19 protein-coding genes are annotated in these 20,037 nt (G+C 65.7%); 6 read left to right on the top strand and 13 right to left on the bottom strand.

From position 1 onward, the window contains the following. Positions 1 to 69 precede the first annotated feature (69 nt). From B5X73_RS00410 to msrA, 4 genes are all read left to right on the top strand, one after another. Positions 70 to 759, top strand: coding sequence for a response regulator (locus B5X73_RS00410; RefSeq protein ID WP_079519873.1), 690 nt, complete (start codon positions 70 to 72; stop codon positions 757 to 759). After that, positions 743 to 2,074, top strand: a complete 1,332-nt coding sequence (locus B5X73_RS00405) for a sensor histidine kinase (protein ID WP_079519871.1) — start codon at positions 743 to 745, stop codon at positions 2,072 to 2,074. The genes B5X73_RS00410 and B5X73_RS00405 overlap by 17 nt, the downstream gene beginning before the upstream one ends. Before the next feature lie 112 nt (positions 2,075 to 2,186). Further along, positions 2,187 to 2,648: a peptide-methionine (R)-S-oxide reductase MsrB gene (gene msrB / locus B5X73_RS00400; RefSeq protein WP_036113072.1), complete on the top strand. Its 462-nt coding sequence runs from the start codon at positions 2,187 to 2,189 to the stop codon at positions 2,646 to 2,648. Next, entirely contained in the window at positions 2,645 to 3,145 is a 501-nt protein-coding gene (msrA, locus tag B5X73_RS00395) for a peptide-methionine (S)-S-oxide reductase MsrA (protein WP_079519869.1), read from the top strand. The genes msrB and msrA overlap by 4 nt, the downstream gene beginning before the upstream one ends. Positions 3,146 to 3,204: 59 nt before the next feature. Here the strand turns inward: msrA and gph are convergent, their stop codons facing one another. Together gph and B5X73_RS00385 are read right to left on the bottom strand one after the other, a co-directional pair. Next, on the bottom strand, positions 3,205 to 3,861 hold the full coding sequence (gene gph / locus B5X73_RS00390) for a phosphoglycolate phosphatase (protein WP_079519867.1): 657 nt from the start codon (positions 3,859 to 3,861) through the stop codon (positions 3,205 to 3,207). Between the two features lie 32 nt (positions 3,862 to 3,893). Continuing rightward, a complete protein-coding gene (locus tag B5X73_RS00385) occupies positions 3,894 to 6,446 on the bottom strand; it encodes a bifunctional diguanylate cyclase/phosphodiesterase (RefSeq protein ID WP_079519865.1) in 2,553 nt (850 codons plus the stop codon). A gap of 180 nt (positions 6,447 to 6,626) precedes the next feature. Here B5X73_RS00385 and B5X73_RS00380 point away from each other — a divergent pair, with 180 nt between their 5' ends. Then, positions 6,627 to 7,172, top strand: a complete 546-nt coding sequence (locus B5X73_RS00380) for a DUF2878 domain-containing protein (RefSeq protein ID WP_079519863.1) — start codon at positions 6,627 to 6,629, stop codon at positions 7,170 to 7,172. On the opposite strand, the gene B5X73_RS00375 is transcribed toward B5X73_RS00380, so the two are convergent. The 3 genes from B5X73_RS00375 to B5X73_RS00365 all read right to left on the bottom strand — a co-directional run bounded on the left by B5X73_RS00375 (position 7,143) and on the right by B5X73_RS00365 (position 10,640). Continuing rightward, positions 7,143 to 7,895, bottom strand: coding sequence for a hypothetical protein (locus B5X73_RS00375; protein WP_079519861.1), 753 nt, complete (start codon positions 7,893 to 7,895; stop codon positions 7,143 to 7,145). The two genes, B5X73_RS00380 and B5X73_RS00375, sit on opposite strands and share 30 nt — an antisense overlap. Before the next feature lie 153 nt (positions 7,896 to 8,048). Then, the gene (locus B5X73_RS00370) at positions 8,049 to 8,891 is read right to left on the bottom strand and encodes a class I SAM-dependent methyltransferase (RefSeq protein WP_079519859.1); all 843 of its coding nucleotides are present in this window, start codon (positions 8,889 to 8,891) and stop codon (positions 8,049 to 8,051) included. Between the two features lie 39 nt (positions 8,892 to 8,930). Then, a complete protein-coding gene (locus B5X73_RS00365; RefSeq protein WP_079519857.1) occupies positions 8,931 to 10,640 on the bottom strand; it encodes a dihydroxyacetone kinase family protein in 1,710 nt (569 codons plus the stop codon). 112 nt (positions 10,641 to 10,752) lie between these two features. On the opposite strand from B5X73_RS00365, the gene B5X73_RS00360 reads away from it, so the two are divergent. Beyond that, a complete protein-coding gene (locus B5X73_RS00360; RefSeq protein ID WP_036113095.1) occupies positions 10,753 to 11,289 on the top strand; it encodes a YaeQ family protein in 537 nt (178 codons plus the stop codon). 14 nt (positions 11,290 to 11,303) lie between these two features. Here the strand turns inward: B5X73_RS00360 and B5X73_RS00355 are convergent, their stop codons facing one another. From B5X73_RS00355 to B5X73_RS00320, 8 genes are all read right to left on the bottom strand, one after another. Further along, the gene (locus tag B5X73_RS00355; RefSeq protein WP_079520331.1) at positions 11,304 to 11,921 is read right to left on the bottom strand and encodes a GspH/FimT family pseudopilin; all 618 of its coding nucleotides are present in this window, start codon (positions 11,919 to 11,921) and stop codon (positions 11,304 to 11,306) included. Continuing rightward, the gene (locus tag B5X73_RS00350; protein WP_079520330.1) at positions 11,921 to 12,355 is read right to left on the bottom strand and encodes a type IV pilin protein; all 435 of its coding nucleotides are present in this window, start codon (positions 12,353 to 12,355) and stop codon (positions 11,921 to 11,923) included. Before B5X73_RS00350 ends, B5X73_RS00355 begins: the two co-directional genes overlap by 1 nt. 1 nt (position 12,356) lies before the next feature. Further along, the gene (locus B5X73_RS00345) at positions 12,357 to 16,412 is read right to left on the bottom strand and encodes a pilus assembly protein (RefSeq protein ID WP_079519855.1); all 4,056 of its coding nucleotides are present in this window, start codon (positions 16,410 to 16,412) and stop codon (positions 12,357 to 12,359) included. Next, on the bottom strand, positions 16,397 to 16,984 hold the full coding sequence (locus B5X73_RS00340) for a pilus assembly PilX family protein (protein ID WP_043694056.1): 588 nt from the start codon (positions 16,982 to 16,984) through the stop codon (positions 16,397 to 16,399). Before B5X73_RS00340 ends, B5X73_RS00345 begins: the two co-directional genes overlap by 16 nt. Then, positions 16,981 to 18,279, bottom strand: a complete 1,299-nt coding sequence (locus tag B5X73_RS00335) for a PilW family protein (RefSeq protein WP_079520328.1) — start codon at positions 18,277 to 18,279, stop codon at positions 16,981 to 16,983. Before B5X73_RS00335 ends, B5X73_RS00340 begins: the two co-directional genes overlap by 4 nt. After that, a complete protein-coding gene (pilV, locus tag B5X73_RS00330) occupies positions 18,276 to 18,794 on the bottom strand; it encodes a type IV pilus modification protein PilV (RefSeq protein ID WP_079519853.1) in 519 nt (172 codons plus the stop codon). The genes B5X73_RS00335 and pilV overlap by 4 nt, the downstream gene beginning before the upstream one ends. Positions 18,795 to 18,984: 190 nt before the next feature. After that, positions 18,985 to 19,602, bottom strand: coding sequence for a GspH/FimT family pseudopilin (locus tag B5X73_RS00325; protein ID WP_176167667.1), 618 nt, complete (start codon positions 19,600 to 19,602; stop codon positions 18,985 to 18,987). 5 nt (positions 19,603 to 19,607) lie between these two features. Further along, positions 19,608 to 20,036, bottom strand: coding sequence for a type IV pilin protein (locus tag B5X73_RS00320; RefSeq protein ID WP_079520327.1), 429 nt, complete (start codon positions 20,034 to 20,036; stop codon positions 19,608 to 19,610). Between the last annotated feature and the right edge of the window lies 1 nt (position 20,037).

Raw genomic sequence — 20,037 nt, 5'->3', positions numbered from 1 at the left:
GTCAGGCCTTTAGCGCGTGTTAGCATCGCCCCCCTTCATGCCCGCGGTGCGGGCCGGGCGGGGTCGCGCATGCGCATATTGCTGGTGGAAGACGAACCGGAGATGGCCGAGGCCCTTCAGGGAGCCCTGCATCGGCACGGCATGCTGGTGGATCTGGCGGGTGACATCGCGCATGCGACGGAGGCCTTGCAGAGCAGGGTGCATGACCTGCTGCTGCTCGACCGTCAGCTCCCCGACGGCGATGGAGCCACGCTCGTGGCGAAGGCACGTGCCGTACACGTCGACCTGCCCGTGATCATGCTGACGGCGCGCGGCACGTTGACCGATCGCATTCAGGGGCTGGATCTGGGCGCCGACGATTACCTGGTCAAACCCTTCGCGATCGAAGAGCTGCTCGCACGCATACGCGCCATCTCGCGCCGGCCGGCGCAGATCGCACTGCCGGTCGCCTCCATCGGAAACCTTCGTTACGACTTCGGTGCACGGGAAGTCTTCGTCGATGGCGAGCCTCTGCGGCTGCAGCGCAGGCAACTCCTGCTGCTCGAGGCGCTGGCTTACCGGCAAGGACGGACGGTGCAACGCGAGGTGCTGCAGGAGGCCGTTTACGGTTTCGACGACGCGATTCAGTCCAACGCGCTGGACGCGCACGTATCCAAGCTTCGCCGCGTGCTCGCCGAAGGGGGCGCACACGTGGAAATTCACGTGATTCGCGGCGTGGGCTACCTGTTGCGAGAGGTGGCGAATGCATCATCCCGGTAAGTCACTGACGAAACGGCTGGCCTGGCGCCTCAGTGTTCTGCAGACCCTGACGCTGGTGGCGACGATCGCGGCGTTGACGTGGAGTCTGATCAACGCGCGGGCATCGTACATCGACGATGCGGTGTCGAAGACCATTCTGCGCTCACTGGTCGTCGAAGGCGGGACGCTGCGTCTGGACGACGATCGCGACATGGCGATGCTGCTTACGAAGTCGCCCGGTCTCTGGTTCGTCGCCGCCGATGAACAGGGTCGCCATCTGCAATATGGGCATATCCCCGCGGCGTACGCGTCATTCGTCGCCGCGCTGCCTTCACTGGAAGCCTCGGAAATCCATAGCAGCGAACCACCGTACGTGATGACCATGCGCCTGGCGGTCGATGAGCGGGACGGGGACCGGGTACACGTGATGGTGGGCGGTGTCCCTCTTTCCGGGCCGGCGGTGCTCGTCGCGAGGATCGCGTTCTACCTCGGTTGGCGTATCGGCCTGCCTCTGGTCTTGCTGACGCTCATCGCGGTGCCCTGGATCATCCATCGTGCGATGGCCGGCGTCGGTCGGGTCGCCCGGCAGGCCGGGGAAATCGATATCGCCGATCGCGGAGCGCGCCTGGAGGACGGTGCGGTACCGCGCGAACTGCAACCCCTCGTGCGTGCATTCAATACGGCGCTGGCCCGTCTGGCCGAGGGATACGACGCACGCGACCGGTTCCTTACGGATGCCGCGCACGAACTTCGCGCGCCGATCGCCATTCTCGAAGCTCGTCTGGAAGCACTTCCGCCCGGCGATTCGCGGACGCGGCTGCTGACCGACCTTGCGCGTCTGGCGAACATCGCCGAGCAGCTGCTGGATCTGCAGCGCCTCGGCCGTCAGCCCGACACCCTCAGTGTTCTGGATCTCGTCGCCCTGGCGCGTGAGGTCAGCTCGGATGTCGCGCCGCTGGTGCTCGACGCGGGATACGAACTGGCCATGGACGCACCGGATCACCCCGTGAAGATCGTCGGCGATCGCCTTTCGCTGTCGCGAGCGCTGACCAATCTCATCCAGAACGCGATCGTCCACGCAGGGGGCAAGGGACTCATTCATGTCGAGGTCCACGACGACGGCGTGCTCCAGGTGAGCGATCAGGGACCGGGTATTCCCAGGGAAGAGCGTGCGCGCGTGTTCACTCCGTTTTATCGCCTCCAGCCGAGCAGCGTAGGTACCGGCCTGGGCTTGCACCTCGTGCAGGAAATCGTGGCACGACACGGCGGCGACATCCGCGTGACGGACGCGCCCGGTGGCGGTGCGCGTTTCCGGATCCGGCTGCCTTCGGCCTGACCTCCGTCAGGCCGGAGACGCCAGAGCCGGGTCTCTCCGGTGGTGCGACGACGTTGCCATTGCATCCACGCGGTCCGCCCGCATTATGTGACGAACCCTCGAGGAGGTCCCCATGTCCGACTATCGCAAGACTCCCGAAGCCCTTTCCCGGCTCACCCCCGAACAGTTTCGCGTGACCCAGCAGAGTGGCACCGAAAGGCCGTTCCAGAACGCCTTTCACGACAGCCATGAGCCCGGTATCTACGTCGATATCGTATCGGGCGAGCCGCTGTTCTCGTCACTGGACAAATTCGACAGCGGCTGCGGCTGGCCGAGCTTCACGCGTCCGCTCGAGGACGAGCATGTCGTCGAAAACCGCGACATCAGCCACGGCATGATCCGCACGGAAGTGCGTTCGACGCATGCCGACAGTCATCTGGGTCACGTGTTCCCCGATGGCCCGCGCGACCGTGGCGGGCTCCGTTACTGCATCAATTCCGCCTCGCTGCGCTTCATCCCCGTGGCCGATCTCGAGAAAGAAGGCTATCCGGATTACGTGGCCCTGTTCGCCAACGAAAAAGGAGGTGTCGTATGACGTCACGCGCCATTCTGGCCGGCGGCTGCTTCTGGGGTATGCAGGATCTGATCCGCAAGCAGCCCGGCGTGATCGCCACGCGTGTCGGCTACTCCGGTGGCGACGTGCCCAACGCGACGTACCGCAACCACGGCACCCATGCCGAAGCCATCGAAATCGAGTTCGACCCGGCGAAGATCGACTATCGAAAGATCCTGGAGTTCTTCTTCCAGATCCACGATCCGACGACGCTGAACCGCCAGGGTAACGACCGCGGGCTGAGCTACCGGTCGGCTATTTTCTACCTGGACGACGAGCAGAAAGCCGTCGCCGAGGACACGATCGCGGACGTCAATGTATCGGGGCTATGGCCGGGCAAGGTCGTGACCGAACTCGCCCCGGCGGGGGATTTCTGGGAAGCCGAGCCGGAGCACCAGGACTATCTGGAAAAGTACCCCAGCGGTTACACCTGTCATTTCATCCGTCCGGACTGGGTGCTGCCCCGACGCGCGGCCTGATCTGACCTGATCCAGGCCCGGCGCCGCCGGGCCTGGCACGCGGGCGGGGCGGGCGGCGATCAGCGCGGGCGGATGGAAAGCAGGTCGGGCATGCGATCGATCACGGCCAGTGCACCGGCCTTCTGCAGATCCAGCGACTTGCGGTAGCCGTAGCTGACCATGACCAGCGCCACACCCGCGTCATGCGCCGCCAGCATGTCGCTCTCCGAATCGCCGACCATGAGCACGTCCGACACGGCGACTTCCGCCGCTTTGGCGATATGCAGCAAGGGCACGCCGCTGGGCTTGCGCTCGGGAAGCGTGTTACCGCCGACGATGGTATCCACGTACGGCAGCATGCCGCGAACCTCGAGCAGCGGACGGACGAACTCTTCGTTCTTGTTGGTGCAGACCGCGATCTTCACGCCTTGCGCGTGCAGCGCCGCCAGTGTCTCGACGACGCCGTCATAGGCGACGGCATCGAGCGCGGTTTCGGCATAGTGTTCGAGAAAACCGGGCATCACCGCGTCGATATCGGCGTCGCTCCCGGCATCGCGGAACGCGTAGGTGATCAGCTTGCGCGAACCCTCGCCGATCCAGTCGGTGATGCGCGCGGTGTCGACGGTGGGCAGTTTCCAGTCGGTCAGCGTGCGGTTGACCGATTCGGCGATGTCGGCGGCGCTGTCGACCAGCGTGCCGTCGAGATCGAAGATGACCAGCGAGAAGGGAAAGGTCACAGGCTCGGGCTCCGGGCGCAAAGACCGCCATTCTACGCCCTTGCCGCCCGCCGCTCCTGCATGAAGACGATCACATCGTCGACGGTCATGGGCATGGCGGCATGGAAGCCTTGCAGGTAGTCGCAGCCATGCGCGATCAACCATTCCGCCTGCGATTCGCGCTCCACGCCTTCGGCGATCACGTGCAGGCCCAGGGTATGGCCGAGCGTCAGGATGGCTTCGCAGACCGATGCCGAGCGAACCTCGGAGTCGATTTCGGCGACGAACGCGCGATCGATTTTCAGCGCATCGATAGGCAGATCGCGCAGATAGGCGAGGCTGGAGAACCCCGTACCGAAATCATCGAGGTGCACCGGTACGCCCAGTGCCTTCAGGGCATCCATCGCGCGCAGGGCCTGATCGCCGATCACGGCGCTCTCGGTGAGTTCGACCTGGATCGCTCCCGTCGGCAGATGGTAATCGGCGATGGTCTGGCGGATCGCATCGACGATGTCGTCGCGCTGCAGCTGCACGGCCGAGACGTTCACCGCGAGGGCGATGTCCGCGAAGCCCGCCTGCGCCATGGTCACGTACGCTCGCCCGACCTCACGCAGCACACGGTGGCCGAGCGGAACGATCAAGCCGGTTTCTTCGCACAGCGGAATGAAGACGTCCGGTGCGACGAAGTCGCCGTCCGGCAGTGGCCAGCGGATCAGCGCTTCGAGGCTGACGATCAGGCCGTCGCGGCTGCGGATGATCGGCTGGAAGTGGACGATGAAGGTGTCCTGATCCAGGGCGTTACGGATCTGCGCCGCCATCTTCAGACGGTTGATCGATGCCGCCGCCATGGCCGCTTCGAACACGTGCCAGGTGCCCGGCGCGCCGTTGCCCATCTGCGCCGCGAGGGCGGCCGCGCCGAGGACCTTCTCGGCACGCTCGCCGTCACGCGGGTGCACGGCGAGCCCGACCCGTGGTTCGAGGACGTGCAACATGCCATGGACGCTGACGGGTGAGGTTACCGCGCGCATCAGCGCGGCCAGCATCTCGCCACGGCGCTCGCCGTTAAGTATCGCCAGGACGAAGGTTTCGGCGGGACGATGGGCTACGGCGCTGTCGGGCCCCCGCAGGGCCGCGAACCGGTCGGCCATGACACGGAGCACGTCCTGACCGACGGCCTGTCCGAAGGTATCGCTGATCAGCTCGAGGCCGCGCAACTGAACGAAGGCGAGTTCGTAACCGACCGAGCGGCGGCGGTCGTCGTCGAGGAATTCGAGCAGGGCGTCCGTGTTGTGCAGACCCGTGGTGGCGTCGTGCGTCGCCCGGTGCCGCAGAACACGCTCGTTACGCAACCTTTCGGTGACATCTTCGGCCACGACCAGGCGCGCTGCGTGCCCGGGAAAGTCGATGTCGGAGGCGTGGACCCGTACCTGAAGCAGGCTTCCGTCCGCACGACGGTGTGTCCACGGGTGTTTTTCGACGACGCGAACGTCGCGATGGGTCACGGCGGCCCTCAGGGCGGCCTCGTCGGCCGCGGGTCGGATATCCAGCAAGGTCATGGCAAGGAATTGCGTGCGCGTGTAACCGTACGCGTCGGTGGCCGCCTGGTTCACGACCAGGAAACGCAGCGTGTCGATGTCGTAGACCCAGCAGGGCATCGGATTCTTGTCGAAGATGACGCGGAACCGGCGCTCGGCCGTTTCGATCTGTTCGACATAGCGCAGGTGATCGCGCTCGGCGCGACCGATGCGCCGCAGGATGTACAGCAGCGCGATCCAGTACAGAAGATAGAGTGCGCCGGTGAGCGCGACCACGGGGTACCAGCTTTCGACGACGGCGGCGCTTGCCGTGCCGAATCCCACCCACATCGGATATCGTCCCGGCGCCGCGGCGGAAATGAGACGCTCCACGCCGTCGATGCGACTGACGCGGCGGCCCAGACGGACGTCGTCCGGTGCGAACAGCATGTCGACCGGCTTGCCGGTCAGTTCGGCATTCGCACCCGTCCGGGCGACGATCATGCCGAAGCGATCGGTGATGGCGGCCACGTCCTGCGGGCCGGCGTGGAGGTTGTCCACGACGTCCTGGAATTCGGCCTGCCTGAGGCGGACGAGTACCCAGCCCCCATCGGACAGAGGCACAGCCAGCGGCATGACCCAGCCGTCGTTGTGTCGTGCGAGCGGACCCGTACGCAGGTCCGCACCGCGCGTGACGTCGCCACTCCACTGGCGGATAGAGGGTTCCGGATCGCCGGCGCTGATCGGCTGGCCCTGCGCGTCGACCAGGACGATGCTTTCGACCTGCTCATTGCGTGCCATGACGCCCTTAAGGTTATCGGCGACCAGTGCCTGCGCCTGCGCAGGAACGGTGCTGGCTAGATCGCGGGCATTGGCCGCGACGGCCTGCATCGCGCGCTCGATGGTATGCAGGCGCGCACTGAGCAGACGCTGTGCACCGTCCGCGAGAGCCTGCGCCTGAGCATGCGCCGCCTGCACGCGGTGACGGTAATCCTGAAACAGGACGGCCGCCAGACCGATGCCGATGATCATGCCTACCGCGAAGCCGATGGACCGGACCAGCGAAGAAGTTTTCCTGAACTCGTTGATCACGGCGATGGAACGCCTATCCCCCCGGAAATGAGGACGCTAACAGTCTCTCGGATCGCCCGCAATCATCTTCACAGATGCGGCGAAGTGTGCATTTGCCAATTTTTGGGTGTTGATGCGATGCATCCGCCGGCGTTTCCATGCCGTAATGATGGGTAACGCATGATTACTTAAGAAATCCGCATGAACACGCGTGTCCTCACGTTTATCGCTTACCAGGCGCTGTGGTTCGCCGTGGTCGCCGCCGCGGGACACGACCGCGGCTGGCTTGCCTGCGCAGCATGTCTCGTGTTCGTTCTCTGGCAATCGATCGCGTCAGCCGAGCGCGCCGTCGTCTGGCGGCTTGCCGTTCTCGCGGTGTTGCTGGGCATGCTCGTGGACGGAGGTGCGACGGTGGCAGGTGTCGTGCGCTACGCGGCGAAAGATCCGATGCCCTTTCCCGGTGGGCCCCCGTGCTGGATCCTCGGGCTCTGGGCGTCGTTCGCCGTAACGCTGCCGGGACCGATGCGCTGGCTGTCCGGCCGTCCGGTGGCGGCGGCGTTACTGGGGGCCATCGGCGGGCCGTTGTCGTACGCGGGAGCGCAAAGGGGTTGGAGCGCGGTGACGTTTCCGGCACCCGTCTGGCAGGGATACGCGTGGCTGGCGGTTTCCTGGGCTGTCGCGATGGCGGTGCTTGCCGTCGCGCTCGCACACCTGACGTCAGGCCGGACAGCGACCGTCAAGCGGTAATGCGAGGGCGTCGTCCCACGCGTGGGCCGGGACGTCACTCTTGCGCCCGGACGGGCTGAACTCGATGCGTACGTCGAGGGGCTTTCCATGCTCGTCGCGTATCGCGCCGGGCCCTTCGTACCGCCGCAGCAATCGTGTCGCCTCGGTATAGGTCACGCTGATGGTCGGTGCGGCAAAGCCATACCAGGCATCCAGCCTGAGATCGATCCTGCGGTCCGGCCCCTGCGCGGGGGCGGCGGTGATCTTCACGGGAAAAAACTTCCCGCGTCCCGTCATCAGGAACGGGACGGACGCTTCGCCCCGATTGACGCGATCCCAGTTGGCCCGTACGTAGGCATCGAACCCGGCATCGATGACCGCGCCGGCATCGATGGTCAATGGATGCTCACTGCGCTGGCCATCGACTTTGCGTACATAGGCGACACGCTGGCCGCCTTCGCCACGGACGCCCTCCTCGTATCCGTTGCGCGCATCTTTGAAGTCGAAGTCCGGCTGCGTCGGCGCACCAGCCGTGCTTAGCCGCTTGCGGGCGAAGGCCCTGCCATCCGGGCACTGAAAGACAATGGCGTGCCGTGACGCATCTTCGATGTGGACTTCCCGATAGATCAGCCTGTCGCTGCCACGGGCGAAGGCCTCGCCCGTGTACTGCTCCATCGCGAAAGAGGGCGAAGCGACGGCGTACGCCGAAAAGGCGATGAGTGAGAGAGCGGCTGGATGGCGCATGGGACCTCGTGGCGAAGGGGCGTCATGGAGTTCATACGTGCAGCCTCGCCGTCAGGATGCGCGTTGGTGCCGTGCAGGCATCGTGAGGCGATCCCTTTCCCGGTCGACCTCGTTCGCATGCCTTGTGTGTTCCTATTCGCCTGCTACTTGCCCTTACCGGCGCGTGGCGAACACGCCGTCCAGTGCCAGCTCCGCCGTGAAGCCGGCTTTGGTCAGCCGTGTCGCCACTTCGCGTGGCACGTCACGTCCGCTGGTCAGCTTGTTGGGGCTGCCGGTGTAATGGAAGAGACGGCCGCCACGACGGAGTACGCGGGCCAGCTGGCCGTAGAAGGCCTGCGAGTAAAGCTCGCCCGCGATGCCGAAGCGCGGCGGATCGTGCAGCAGGGCATCGACGGACGCGTCCGCGATATGCGCGATGGCGTGCGAGATGTCCGCGTGCGTAAGAGTCAGCCGTCCTCCGCTTTCGGGCGCTTCCGGATCGGGCGACCACGGGTTGATGGTGCGCAACCAGAGCACATCCGCGTTCTTTTCGAACGAGTCGATGCGCGCGACGCCGGAATCGAGACAGCAGGCGGCGAAATAGCCGAGTCCGCCGCAGGTATCCAGCACGACCTTTCCTCGGGGCTCGATCAGAGCCACCTTCCGCCGCGCATCGTCGACCGGCGACTCTTTCGACGTCGGCAGCATCTTGATGCCATCGATTTCGAAGGTCGGCGCGCCCCATTCGGTGGGAACCAGTTTGATCAGCGAGCCCGAAAACCTCGACACCGGTTCGAAGCTTTCCCCGTCCCACCAGTAAAGGGTCCGGTCCTTGAGCTTGCCAGGCCACGGGTAGACCCGGTCGCGCCAAGTCCACGTGTCCGCAGCAAGCAATACGTCTTCATCGGTACGCCCCAGATCCAGCGAACCACGCCACGCGCCCGTGCCGTCCTGTCGCGCAGCGGCCCACGCCGCGACGATGGGACGCGTGAGCAGCGGACCGGCATAGTGGGACACAGGCGAACTCCAGCAACGGGCAATCGACGATTTTACCTGTCAGAACGCCGATCCGACGGCTTTCAGCCACACGGCGACCGCGTGCGCACCCGGATCGGCGTGCCCCTGCGTCCGATCGCCGAGATAGGCGGACCGGCCCAGGCGTGGCCGCATCGTCCTGGTCGCCTCCACGCCGTGCCCGGCGGCGGCGATGGCGGCCTGGACGATGGCTCTGGCGTCATCTCCCCTCGCCACGGCGGCGTCGATCGCATCGGCCGCGGGGAGCAGGGCGTCGAGCATGGTGCGGTCGCCGGCTTTGCCACCGCCCAGCGCCTGCACGGCTTCGCAGCCGGCACGGAAAGCCGTAGCCCACGCCAGGGGCGCGTCGACCTTGCCCGCCTCGGCGAGGGTCGTGGCGGCACGCACGATGAACACGGCATAGAGCGGTCCGGACGTGCCGCCGAGCACGCGCCGCAAGGTCCCGGCGAGGGCGAGCAGGGCGCCGGCGGGATGGGCGACGTCGAGCGTGCGCAACGCATCGTCGATCGCACGGGCACCGCGCGCGAGGCTGAGGCCGATGTCACCGTCACCCACGACGGAGTCCAGTGCGGTGAGCTCGGGCTCGGCGGTTTCGAGAGCCGCTGCCACGGCGCGCAGGCTGGCGGTGAAGCGATCCGCCTGGCTTGCGTCGGCCCACGCCGGGCCTGCGGCATCCGCCGCCGCCTGCGTGGGAGCGAGCGCCACGATCGACGGACGCGTCGTCGGCCGCAAGGGCGCATGCCAGGCCGCGGCGGCGGCGGGTGCCAGCAAGCGCCCGAGGCGATGTTCGTCGAGCTTGAGCAGGCTGAGCGAGCAGCCGGGCATTTCCAGTGCGGTGAGATAGGTACCGACCAGCGCCGCGGATACTTCGACGCCGAGGTCGGCGAGCCGCGTCAGTGCGTGGCGCGCAACGATGTCGAGCTCCTGCACGGCGGTGCCGCCCAGGTTGTTGACCAGCAGCGCGACACGGTCCCCGCCACCGATGGCGCCGCGCGACAGCAGGCGTTCGATGAGCCGATCCAGCATCTCGTCGGCCCGCGCGATGGGGCCGCGCTGTGCGCCGCGCTCGCCGTGGATACCTAAGCCGTATTCCACTTCGGTCTCGCCCAGTTCGAACCCTGGCTTACCGGCAGCCGGTACCGTGCATGAGCCCAGACCCAGTCCCATGCTGACGACCGCGTCGATGGCGGCCTGCGCCTCATCCCTGACGCCGGCGAGGCTCAGCCCGGCCTCGGCGGCGGCGCCGGCCACCTTGTGCACGAGGACGGTGCCGGCGATACCCCGGCGACCGACGGCATGGTCGTCATCGAGAGCGACGTCGTCAGCGACGACCACCGCCTCCACCGCGATGCCCGCCGCGCGTGCGAGCTCCGCGGCGAGGCCGAAGTTGAGCCGGTCGCCGGTGTAATTCTTGACGATGAGCAGGACGCCGGCGGGACCGGCTACGGCTCGAATCGCCGCGAGTACGGCATCCACGCTGGGCGAGGTGAACACCTCGCCGACCACCGCGGCGGTGAGCATACCGGCGCCGACGTAACCGGCATGCGCGGGTTCGTGACCCGCACCACCGCCCGAGATGAGCGCGACCTTACCGGCAGCGGCGTGCGCGGCGTAATCGGCGCGCAACACGACGTTTTCGCCCTCGATGCGGGCCAGTCGCTCGTCGCCGAGGACGAGTCCTTCGATCATCTCGTCGACGACCTTCAACGGATCGTTGATCAGCTTCTTCACGCAGCGCTCCTCGTGGATTCGATGGTGGGCGGATGCAGGCATAGTCGCACCATACGTCCGGGTATAAAAATGCGTGTAGGCTTGGCGGCTACTTTGCCCGCGAAGCGATCTCATGGCCCTCAAATCCACGGTCTTCAAGGCTGACCTGCAGGTCAGCGACATGGACCGGCATTATTACCAGGGCCATGCCCTGACCATCGCCCAGCATCCGTCGGAAACCGACGAGCGCATGATGGTCCGCGTCCTGGCCTTCGCGCTCAATGCGGACGATGCTCTCGTTTTCGGGAAGGGCATCAGCTCGGAAGACGAGCCGGATCTCTGGCGCAAGGAGCTGACCGGCGAGGTCGATCTGTGGATCGAGATCGGCCAGCCGGACGAGCAGCGCATCCGCCGTGCCGCCGGCCGGGCCAATCGCGTCGTCATCTATAGCTACAGCGGACGCAGCGCCGAAGTGTGGTGGAAGAAGACCGCCGCCGCCGTGGCGCGCACCCGGAACGTTTCCGTCATCGACGTGGCCCCCGCCACGGTGGAGGCGCTCGCCGCGCTGACCCAGCGCACGATGCAGATCCAGTTCATGGTGCAGGACGGTCAGGCCCAGGTGATCAGCGGCGAGTCGGTCGTGCCGGTCGAGCTGACGACGCTGGCCTGACCCTCCGCGCGAGATCAGGGCACGCACTTGTCCGTGCTATTCAGCTTGGTCGATGCAATGCCGCCAAACGGGCTGATGCCGATACGCGATCCGGGCAGGCGTGTGGTGTTCACGCCAAGCCCCGTCGTCGTGGCGACACCGGCACACAGAACGAAGGCCATCGGCTGGCTGGGACTGGTGCGCGTCGACACGGGCGCGAGCTGACCCTGCTGTCCGAAGGTCACGACCGATCCGTCCACGGCGCGTGCCGAGACGTCATTCAAGGCGCCACCGACGCGAAGGATCTGCATCCCCGCCGATGCACTTGCCGAGTAGACATCGCTCGCCTTCGTCGTCGCCACGGGATGCACGTACACGAGCCATCCCGTTTCATAGGTGCTTGCGGCGGAGCAGGTCGCGCCGTCGGTACTCGCGCATATCGACACATAGGTCGCGCGCAGCACGGCTTCCGTCCGCGCGTACTGGACCGCCGCCTGCAGGTTGTCGACCGAGGTCCGGAGCCGGTGGCGCTGCAAGGTCGTGCGGAACGACGGCACGGCGACGGCCGCGAGGATGCCGGCGACGATGATGGCGATCATCAGCTCCAGCAGGGTGAACCCACGAGCGCCGCCCGTGGAATGACGCGTACGCATTACCAGCAGGTTCCGTTGCTGGTCGGGCCGGTCGGGGCCTTGACGCCCGTGTCGGTCACGGACAGCGTCGTACAGACGTCGCGCGCCTGAGCCGCACCGGGCACCGGCGTCGCGGTCGCGTTATACGCTTGCGCATCGAGCGAGTTCACCGCGCTTACGGTGACGACCGCCGTGTAGTACCCGCTCTCCGACGTCGCCGTCGTCGTGGCTGCGTAGCCGATGGTGGCGAGGTCGGCATAGGCGTTGTGCAGGGCGTAATACCGCTCCTCGGCATTGGCGATGGCCATGAGTAACTTCTGCCCGTCGGCGCGACGCGCCCGGAAGCCGTACTTGGTGTACGCCGGAAAAGCGATGGCGGCCAGTATCGCCATCACGACCAGCACGATCATCAGTTCGACAAGGGTGAAGCCGCGGCGTCGGTCGGGTGCGTGCATATCAGTTCTCACTGTTCAGGACGCGCCACGAGCGACGCCGCGCGGTCGGAATGCTGTTGGCGGCCGTCGCGCCCGAGGCGAGGACCTGGCCAGGCAGGTAGGACATGCCGCCGCTCAGGCTGGCCGCGGAGTAAAGCGCGCCCGAGCTGGCGGCGCCGCTGACGCGTGCACCGGCCAGTGAGTAGCCCGCACTGAAGCTCGTCGCGGCGCCGATGGAAACGCCGAAGGCGGCGCCGCCGGTCGTGCCGTCGAGCGCGATGACCGAGCCGGAGCCGGAGGTCGTGCATGGGTCGCTCGCTGCCGGAATGAGCGTGCTGAAGGACACCGTGTTATTGCTGGAATCGAGGGCCGGCGTGACCACCACGCGCTCCCCGGCGGTCGCATCCAGCGGCAGATACCAGCCGGACCGGGTCGCCGCCACGGCGTTTTTCGTGACGCCGATCGCATTGGCCGAATTGACCGTCATGGATTGCCTGAAGAGGTTGCCGCCAGCGACCGTGACCGGCGACGCCACGGCGGTGCCCGGATCGCGTATGCCGTAGAGCGCCTGCGTGGTGGTGTCCGCGGTATCCGCCGTGCTCAGGTAGCGCCCGGTACCGAATATCACCAGAAAGGCGGCGGACGTCGGATCGGCCAGGAGGCGCGGCGATGTCGTGATCGACTGGGCGTTGGCGGTCGCGGGCTTGAACAGCAGGCTCACACCCTGAGAGGGGGCCGTAGACGCCAGGGTGGTCGCCGACAGATCGATGCGCCAGACGTTTCCGTCGAGGTCGCCGGCGAACGCGACATCGGCAACCTGGTCGCCGTCGTAGTCGCCCACCGCGGGCGTGCTGAGTCCGTGACTCGACGTGGCCCCGGTACCGGAAGGGGTACGGATCTCCTTGAGCAGCGTGCCGGTCTGGGCGTCGAGAACGAACAGCGAACTGTAGGTGTTGCTTGCGGCCGCGGCGGTGCTGCCGTCCGGGAAGTAGCCGCCGGGTACCAGTACGACCCAGCGCCCGACGGTGCTGTTGCTGTCACCGTTGTTGAAAGCGACGCGTGTGATGACCGGCGTGCCGAAGGTATAGCCGAGGTTCGCGGGGGTTCCGACCGTGGATACGCTGTCGCTGTTGAATTCCCAGAGGATCTTCGACGCTACGGCGGTACTCGTGTTGAGCGTGGCCGCCGACGGATCGGTCACGTCGATGCCATAAACGCCACGTCCACCCAGTCTCAGCGCGCCGACCAGCAGCGTGTGCCAGCCCGCGGTGGTCTTGTTCGCGGTGTTGGCGGCGTTGAAGAAGACGTCGCCCGTCACGAGGCTCCCGTCGACGGTGGGGGTGAAGCTGAAGTTGGTCAGACGCGTCTGGGCGGGGAGGCTGGCATAGACGCTGGCCGGGATGTACCCCCAGATCTCGCGACCCGGAATGGCGTTCGCAACGGTGCTGAGCCGGGCATCGAAGGCATGCAGCATGCCATCATTGGCACCGACATACACGGTCGCCGGGCGCGCCGCCCACTTCGCCAGGAAGGCGGAATAACTGGTGGTCTGGTCCGTCTTGAGCGCCAGCGCCTCCGGCGAATTGGCGGGGAACGCATCGCTGTACGCGCCGTTGGGTGCGCCGATATACGTCGGCTGCGAACCGAAGACCGCCCCGAGCAGGGACGTGCGCGAACGGAAGGTGGTGCCCTGGAGCGTCCGGACACCGGACAGCCAGTCGACACGTTTGGCGCCCAGCCCGTCGGTCGTGGCGGCGGACCCCGTCCCGTCGGAGGAGTCGAGGATCGCCTTTTGAGCGGCACTCAACGTCGTGTAGGCGAAGGTGATGCCAGTGCCCGTGCCAGGCCCGGTCGCGGTAGCGATGAAGCGCGGGTCCTTGCTGAGATCGCGGGCGTTGAGGATGTCGCCCGCCGACCAGAGCGCGTCGCCGACACTGCCGTTGGCGTTCAGCAGACTCGCGGTGAGCGATCCGCTCCAGTCGGTCGTGTTGTAGCCGGCGGCGTAGGCGACCGCGCCCGTGGTCAACACGTTGCTGCTGAGGCTGAGCGTGAGTGAGCTGGAGCTGCTGGCGATCACCGAGGACAGGATGGTGGTCAGGCTGCTGACGAGCGACGTGGGATCCGCGGCGCTGAAATAGCCGCCGCGACTGTTCACCGCGGCATGCCAGGTGTCGTCGATATTGCTCGCTCCGCCGCCCGTCGTCGGTGTCGGCCACGGTTTGCCGCCGCCGCGCAACGCCGCGTAGTCGCCCGGATAGGCCAGCGTGCCGGAGATGCCCATGGTGACCATGTATTGCGACATGTGCTGCCAGCTTGCGGGGTCGTTGGACGGATTGAAGTAGACCTCGCTGTTGCTGCCGGGGTTGGTGGAGCTGACGGTCGACGTGGCGCCGGTGACGCCGGTCGTCAGGTCCGAGTAATAGGGCGGCACGATGTTCCTGAGGTCGGTTCGCAGATCCGTCGCCCAGTAATAAAAGGCGATATCCGCGAGGGATGGACTGGTCGTCCCCGCCTCGTTCCAGAAGATCCTGGACGTCTTGTCCGATGTCGAATAAGCGACTTTGTCAGGCAGCGTGGTCGAGACGGCGTCGGACCCGGCCGCCGCCGGGCTGTCGCCGTTCCAGTAGCCATCGGTGACCAGCATGTTGAAGTTCTTCCGGCAGGCAAGCTCGCCGGGATTGCTTGTGCTGCCGTTCCAGTACGGGTCCAGCGCTCCGGCCGATGTGGCGAGGCTGCGCTTGTAGAAGTCGCCGGCGACCTGCGTCGCGACGCGGGTCGGGGTTCCGCCGCTGGCCGGCACGCCGTAGATCCAGTTCATGAACTGGCTGCGCCAGCACGGGTCGCTGGTACTGGACGTCAGGCAGCTCGAACCGGTCGAGTTGGCCAGTTCGAGAATCTTGCTGGTCGACACCAGCGGCCCGTACGACTGACCGCTGTACGAGCCGGAAGCGTTATAGGTGCTCGAACCCGACTGACTCTGCAGTGTCTGCCATGCGACGCGCACCGAACCATCGGCCATGCTGCCGAACACGCGTCCGATCGCCGCACGGGCGTTGAGGTTGCGCGACCGGTAGTAGCTGTACCAGATGGCGAAATTCTGCTGAATGGTTGCCGACTCGTTCGCCACCAGGTGGTAGACGCAGGTGCTTTCATCCGTGGGCGATGTGCAGACGTAGTAGAAACCGCCCGTATCGGTCGTCGTGGTCGTCGTCGTGGTCGTTGTGGTGGTGGTTACCGTCGTGACGATGGTGCAGGTAGTGATACTGAGCCGGATCCCGCCCACGCCGATGCTGATCACGGTGTTGCAGGTCCACACGCTGACGCTCGTAGGGCTGTTCACCACCGTTTTGACGCCGGTGAAACCGCTGAACGTGCCGCAGTTTCCGAGGATCAAGGTGGTGCAGGTCGTCGTCGTGACGCTGGTCGAGGTATCGCTCGTCGTCGTGCTGGTCGTCGTCTTCCCACGCACGACCTCCGGAATATCCATCTGCTGGCAGGCGTTGACGGGATTTCCGCGCGGGTTGGTGGTGGTGTAGAACCACGTCGTCAGCTCATTGGCGTTGCGCGCGCAGGGGGCGTTGCCGGCCAGGGTATTCGAGAGAAACCCGGCATAGAAATTCTTCGAAAGGTCGATCACGATCGGGTCGAGGTAACCACTGTTGTTGGGCGACCAGCACTTCTTCGTCAACGTGTTCGCGCAATAGCCATCGCGCCAGGCCGCCTTGTACGTCGGCGTGCCCAGAGGAACACCATTGGCATCGGGCGGTACCACATAGGTCACCGTCGGATCGAAGTAAATCGGATTGCCCTTGGCCGAGTAGTAGTATTTCTTGTCGTAATAACCGTCCATCGCATCGGGGATCGACGTGGCGTTCATCGAGCCGGAATCGTCAAAGGTCACGACGATGTTGGGTGCGACCCTCGAGGTGACGCTGGGCGGCGTCTTGCTCACCGTCACCGTACCCGCGATCACGCTCGGCACCCACGCCATCCACGCCAGCGCGACCAGCAGGAGGGCGGCCCATGCGGTGGATGGCTTCTCTTTCATCATCGGCTGGGGCCTCAGGTCAGGGTGCATGTGACGAGGTTCGGCGTGACGAAGGTGGTCTCGACGACGCGGATCGTGTTGGGACTGCTCCCGGTGGCGCGTGCGGTAATCCGGTACAGGTAGAACTTCGCCGTCGCCGATCCGCTCGATCCGGCCTCTTTGGCGGCGCTGGTTCCGTTACCCGGGGCGAGGTCCTGACCGAGGAATTCGACGACATACCAGGGGTTGCGCGCCATGACGGCGGTCGACAACGCGGCGTCGCTGCTTTTCTTCGTGTAATCGATGGTCACGCCGGCGCCCTTGTATTCGGTGGCGCCGTCGACCATCCAGACCGATGACTGTCGGAATGCCGTGACCTTCGCGCTGATCGTGGAAGGGTTGCTGGAGTTGTAGCAGGCGACGGCGGCGTTACCGCTGAAGAGGTTCCATTCGACGCCGCGCAAGGCGTTCTCGGCGGACCACTCCGCCTGTTGCGCGTTGCGCATCGCTCCGGCCATGCGCTCCTGCAGCAATGAGCGACTGGATGTGCTGATCGCCACGATGGTCAGGATGAGCAGAAAGATCATCGCCAGGACGAGCACGGCACCGCGCTGCCGGTTCATGGGTTGTAGTTCCGGATCGACACCACGGCGGTGAACTCCCGCCGCAGCATGTGATTGTCGAAACCCTGCTGGCTGGGCATCACCGCTCGCTTCGTATCGTCGGGCGACGAGAGTCCGGTAACCGCGCTGTCTCCGTAGTACTGGTACTGGAGGTCGGTCGGGGTCAGCGTATACAGCGGGAGCTGTCCGTCCATCAGAATGTGAACCTCGATACTCTGTACGGACCGCCACATGCAGCCGGGATCGGTCCCGGAAACGGTCACCGTCGATGACGCGCACGCCGTCGAGCTGTCGATCTCCGCCGCGGTGCGATAGCTGGTGTTGCCTGAGCCGTCCATCACCCCGTAGAGGAAATCGAGCCGTTCCACGCCGCGTACCACTTCGGCGCTCACACCGTTGACCCGCTTCATCAGTGCACCGGTCTTGTGCCCGTTGTTGTCGTCCACGACCTGTAGAAAGTACGAAACGGTCTGGAAGTCCCGGTTGAAATCGAACAGCCTCGGTGTGACGCCGGACGGCCGGGCCGGAGCGCTGTAGTTGGTCGATGGCGTAAACGTCGCGGACGAAAGGGTGGCGGCGAAAACCTGGGCCGAATTGCAGTCGGCGAGCATGAGCAGGTCGCCGGTGGCATAGGCGGATAGCGGCGGCTCGCCTGTCTGCGGGACGACGGTGATACCGGCGACCGAGCTTCCGCTCAGCGTCAGCTTGCTCGTGGTGCCATCGAGCGCCCAGCCTCGTGCGCCGTCAAGGTAACGCAAGGTGATCACGCCGGTGCCCGGTACGCGGTTACCCGTTGTCGTCCCCTGTTGGGGAATACCTTTACCGGTGGGATCCGCGGGATCTTGCGGCGTACACGCGGAGACGGTGCAGTCGTACCCTCGCAAGGCAAGGAAGGATGGCATGGCGAATGACGCGACAGGCGCCACGGGATACGTGTTGGTCCCGCTCGTCGAGCCCCACGTCGTCGTGTTGTCGCTGATGGCGGTCTGGAAGACGGCGCCTGACACGAGTACCTGAGGCGCTCGCAGGTAACGGTCCAGTGACACGACTCCGTTCGACAAGGGAGCGGACTGACCGCCGACGTTCGAGCAGTACTGCGCGTTCGTCATGCGCAGGTCGGTCGTCAGCGCGGTCATCGCGAAGCGTCCTTCCTCCTGCAGTTTGGCCAGCTGGGTCTGCGTGACCGTGCTGCCGGTGGTCGTGAGAACGACGCTGACGATGCCGCCCGCCACGACGAGGCCGAGCACCATGGCGACCATGAGTTCGACGAGGGAGAAACCGTAGGGGCGGTTCATGGCTGGAAATTCCAGACATAGACCCTCGGAGCGGCATCCTGATGCTTACTGTCGCCGGCACCGCGCTCCGTCCAGCTGATCCGCATGACGCAGTTACCGGCGTACGGCGGGCGTACCTGGAGCTGCGTCGCATTCGCCGTGGTGCCATTGCTGCAGGCGATCGATGCACTGGCGTTGGGCAGGAACGTCCGGAGCTGCGAACTCCAGATGTACTGGTCGCGCAGCGCGAGTTTGGCTGGCGTGCAGGCAACGTCGGCCGTGCATGCCTGCGATCCGCTCAGCGGATATGCCGCAAAGTTGTAACCTCCGGCCCAGACCCCGAGCGGATTGGCGCGCATGCGGTCGGCCATGCTCATCGCGATGAATTCGGCCTGGGTGCGCTGGTACCCGACCTGATTCGAGCGAAACGAGGCGATGAGGAGACTGGAAAGTCCGAGAAGGCCGACCGTGAAAACCAGGACCGCCATCAAGACCTCAATCAGAGATACACCTCTGACATGTCTTGTCGAAGCCATATGAAACCTTGAAAAGCAGAAGTGCGATTCAGGTATAGGCTGTGCACGCGCGTCGCTTTACGTCTATTCGGTAGAAGCTAGGCCTTTACGGCAAAACATCCCACGGCATCGCTTCACCTCGAGTGGTGGCCATGCGCTTTTGCTGTCACGTTCACGAATGTGGACAGCGTGCGAACGCTCCGTTGCAACCTCAGGGCAGACAACTGTCGGTGCTCGCGAGCTTTGTGGAGGCGATGCCGCCGTAAGGACTGACACCGATGCGTGTGCCCGGCAGGCGGGTCGTATTTTGCCCCAGGCCGCTGCCCGGCTGACCCGCGGGCATCGCGCACAGGACGAAGGCCACGGGTTGGCCGGCGTTGCTTCGCGATGCGACCGCTTCGAGCTGGCCCTGCTGGCCGAAGGTCACCACGCCCGTATCGACGCCGCGTGCGGACACGAGGGTCAGGGCCGCCGCGGCACGCAGGATCTGCATACCGCTGGCAGGCGTGGCGGAATAGGCATCCGAGGCTTTGCTTGTCGCTACCGGGTGGCTGTAGACGAGCCAGCCCGTGTCCCAGGTGGTCGACGATGCGCAGCTGGTGCCGTCCGCGCTCGGACACAGCGAGACATAGGTGGCGCGCAGCACCGCTTCCGTGCGGGCGTATTGCACGGCGGCCTGCAGCTCGTCGGCCGCGGCGAGCAACCGGTGGCGCTGGATGCTCGCCCGGAACGACGGCACGGCGATCGCCGCGAGGATGGCGGCGACGACGATCGCCACCATCAGCTCGAGCAGGCTGAAGCCCCCCATGGAACGCGGTCGCGACGGCATGGACATCACCAGCAATTGCCGTTGCCGATGGTGCCGGTCTGGCTCCTGACGCCGGTATCGGTCAGCGTCAGCGATCCGCAGACATCCCTGGCCTGGTTGCCGACGGGCACGGCTGTCGCCGTGTAACCCTGGCCGGCAAGCGCGTTGACGGTACCGACGGTGACGGACGCGGTGTAGTAACCGCTGTCCGAGGTGGCGGTTGTCGTGGATGCGTAACCGATGGTCGCAAGGTCCGCGTAGATGTTGTGCAGGGCGTAGTAGCGCTCTTCGGCATTGCCGATCGCCAGCAGCAGCTTCTGTCCGTCGGGGCGCCGGGCACGGAAGCCGTAACGCGCGTACGAAGTGAACGCGAGGGCTGCGAGGATCGCCATCACGACGAGGACGACCATGAGTTCGAGCAGGGTGAATCCGGCCGCGCGGCGTGGCATCTTCATA

Origin of the sequence: Luteibacter sp. 22Crub2.1 (assembly GCF_900167995.1) — a bacterium.
Classification (GTDB): Bacteria; Pseudomonadota; Gammaproteobacteria; order Xanthomonadales; family Rhodanobacteraceae; genus Luteibacter; species Luteibacter mycovicinus.
Note: the sequence above shows the minus strand (reverse complement) of the source record. Positions and strands in the feature narration are given on the sequence as shown.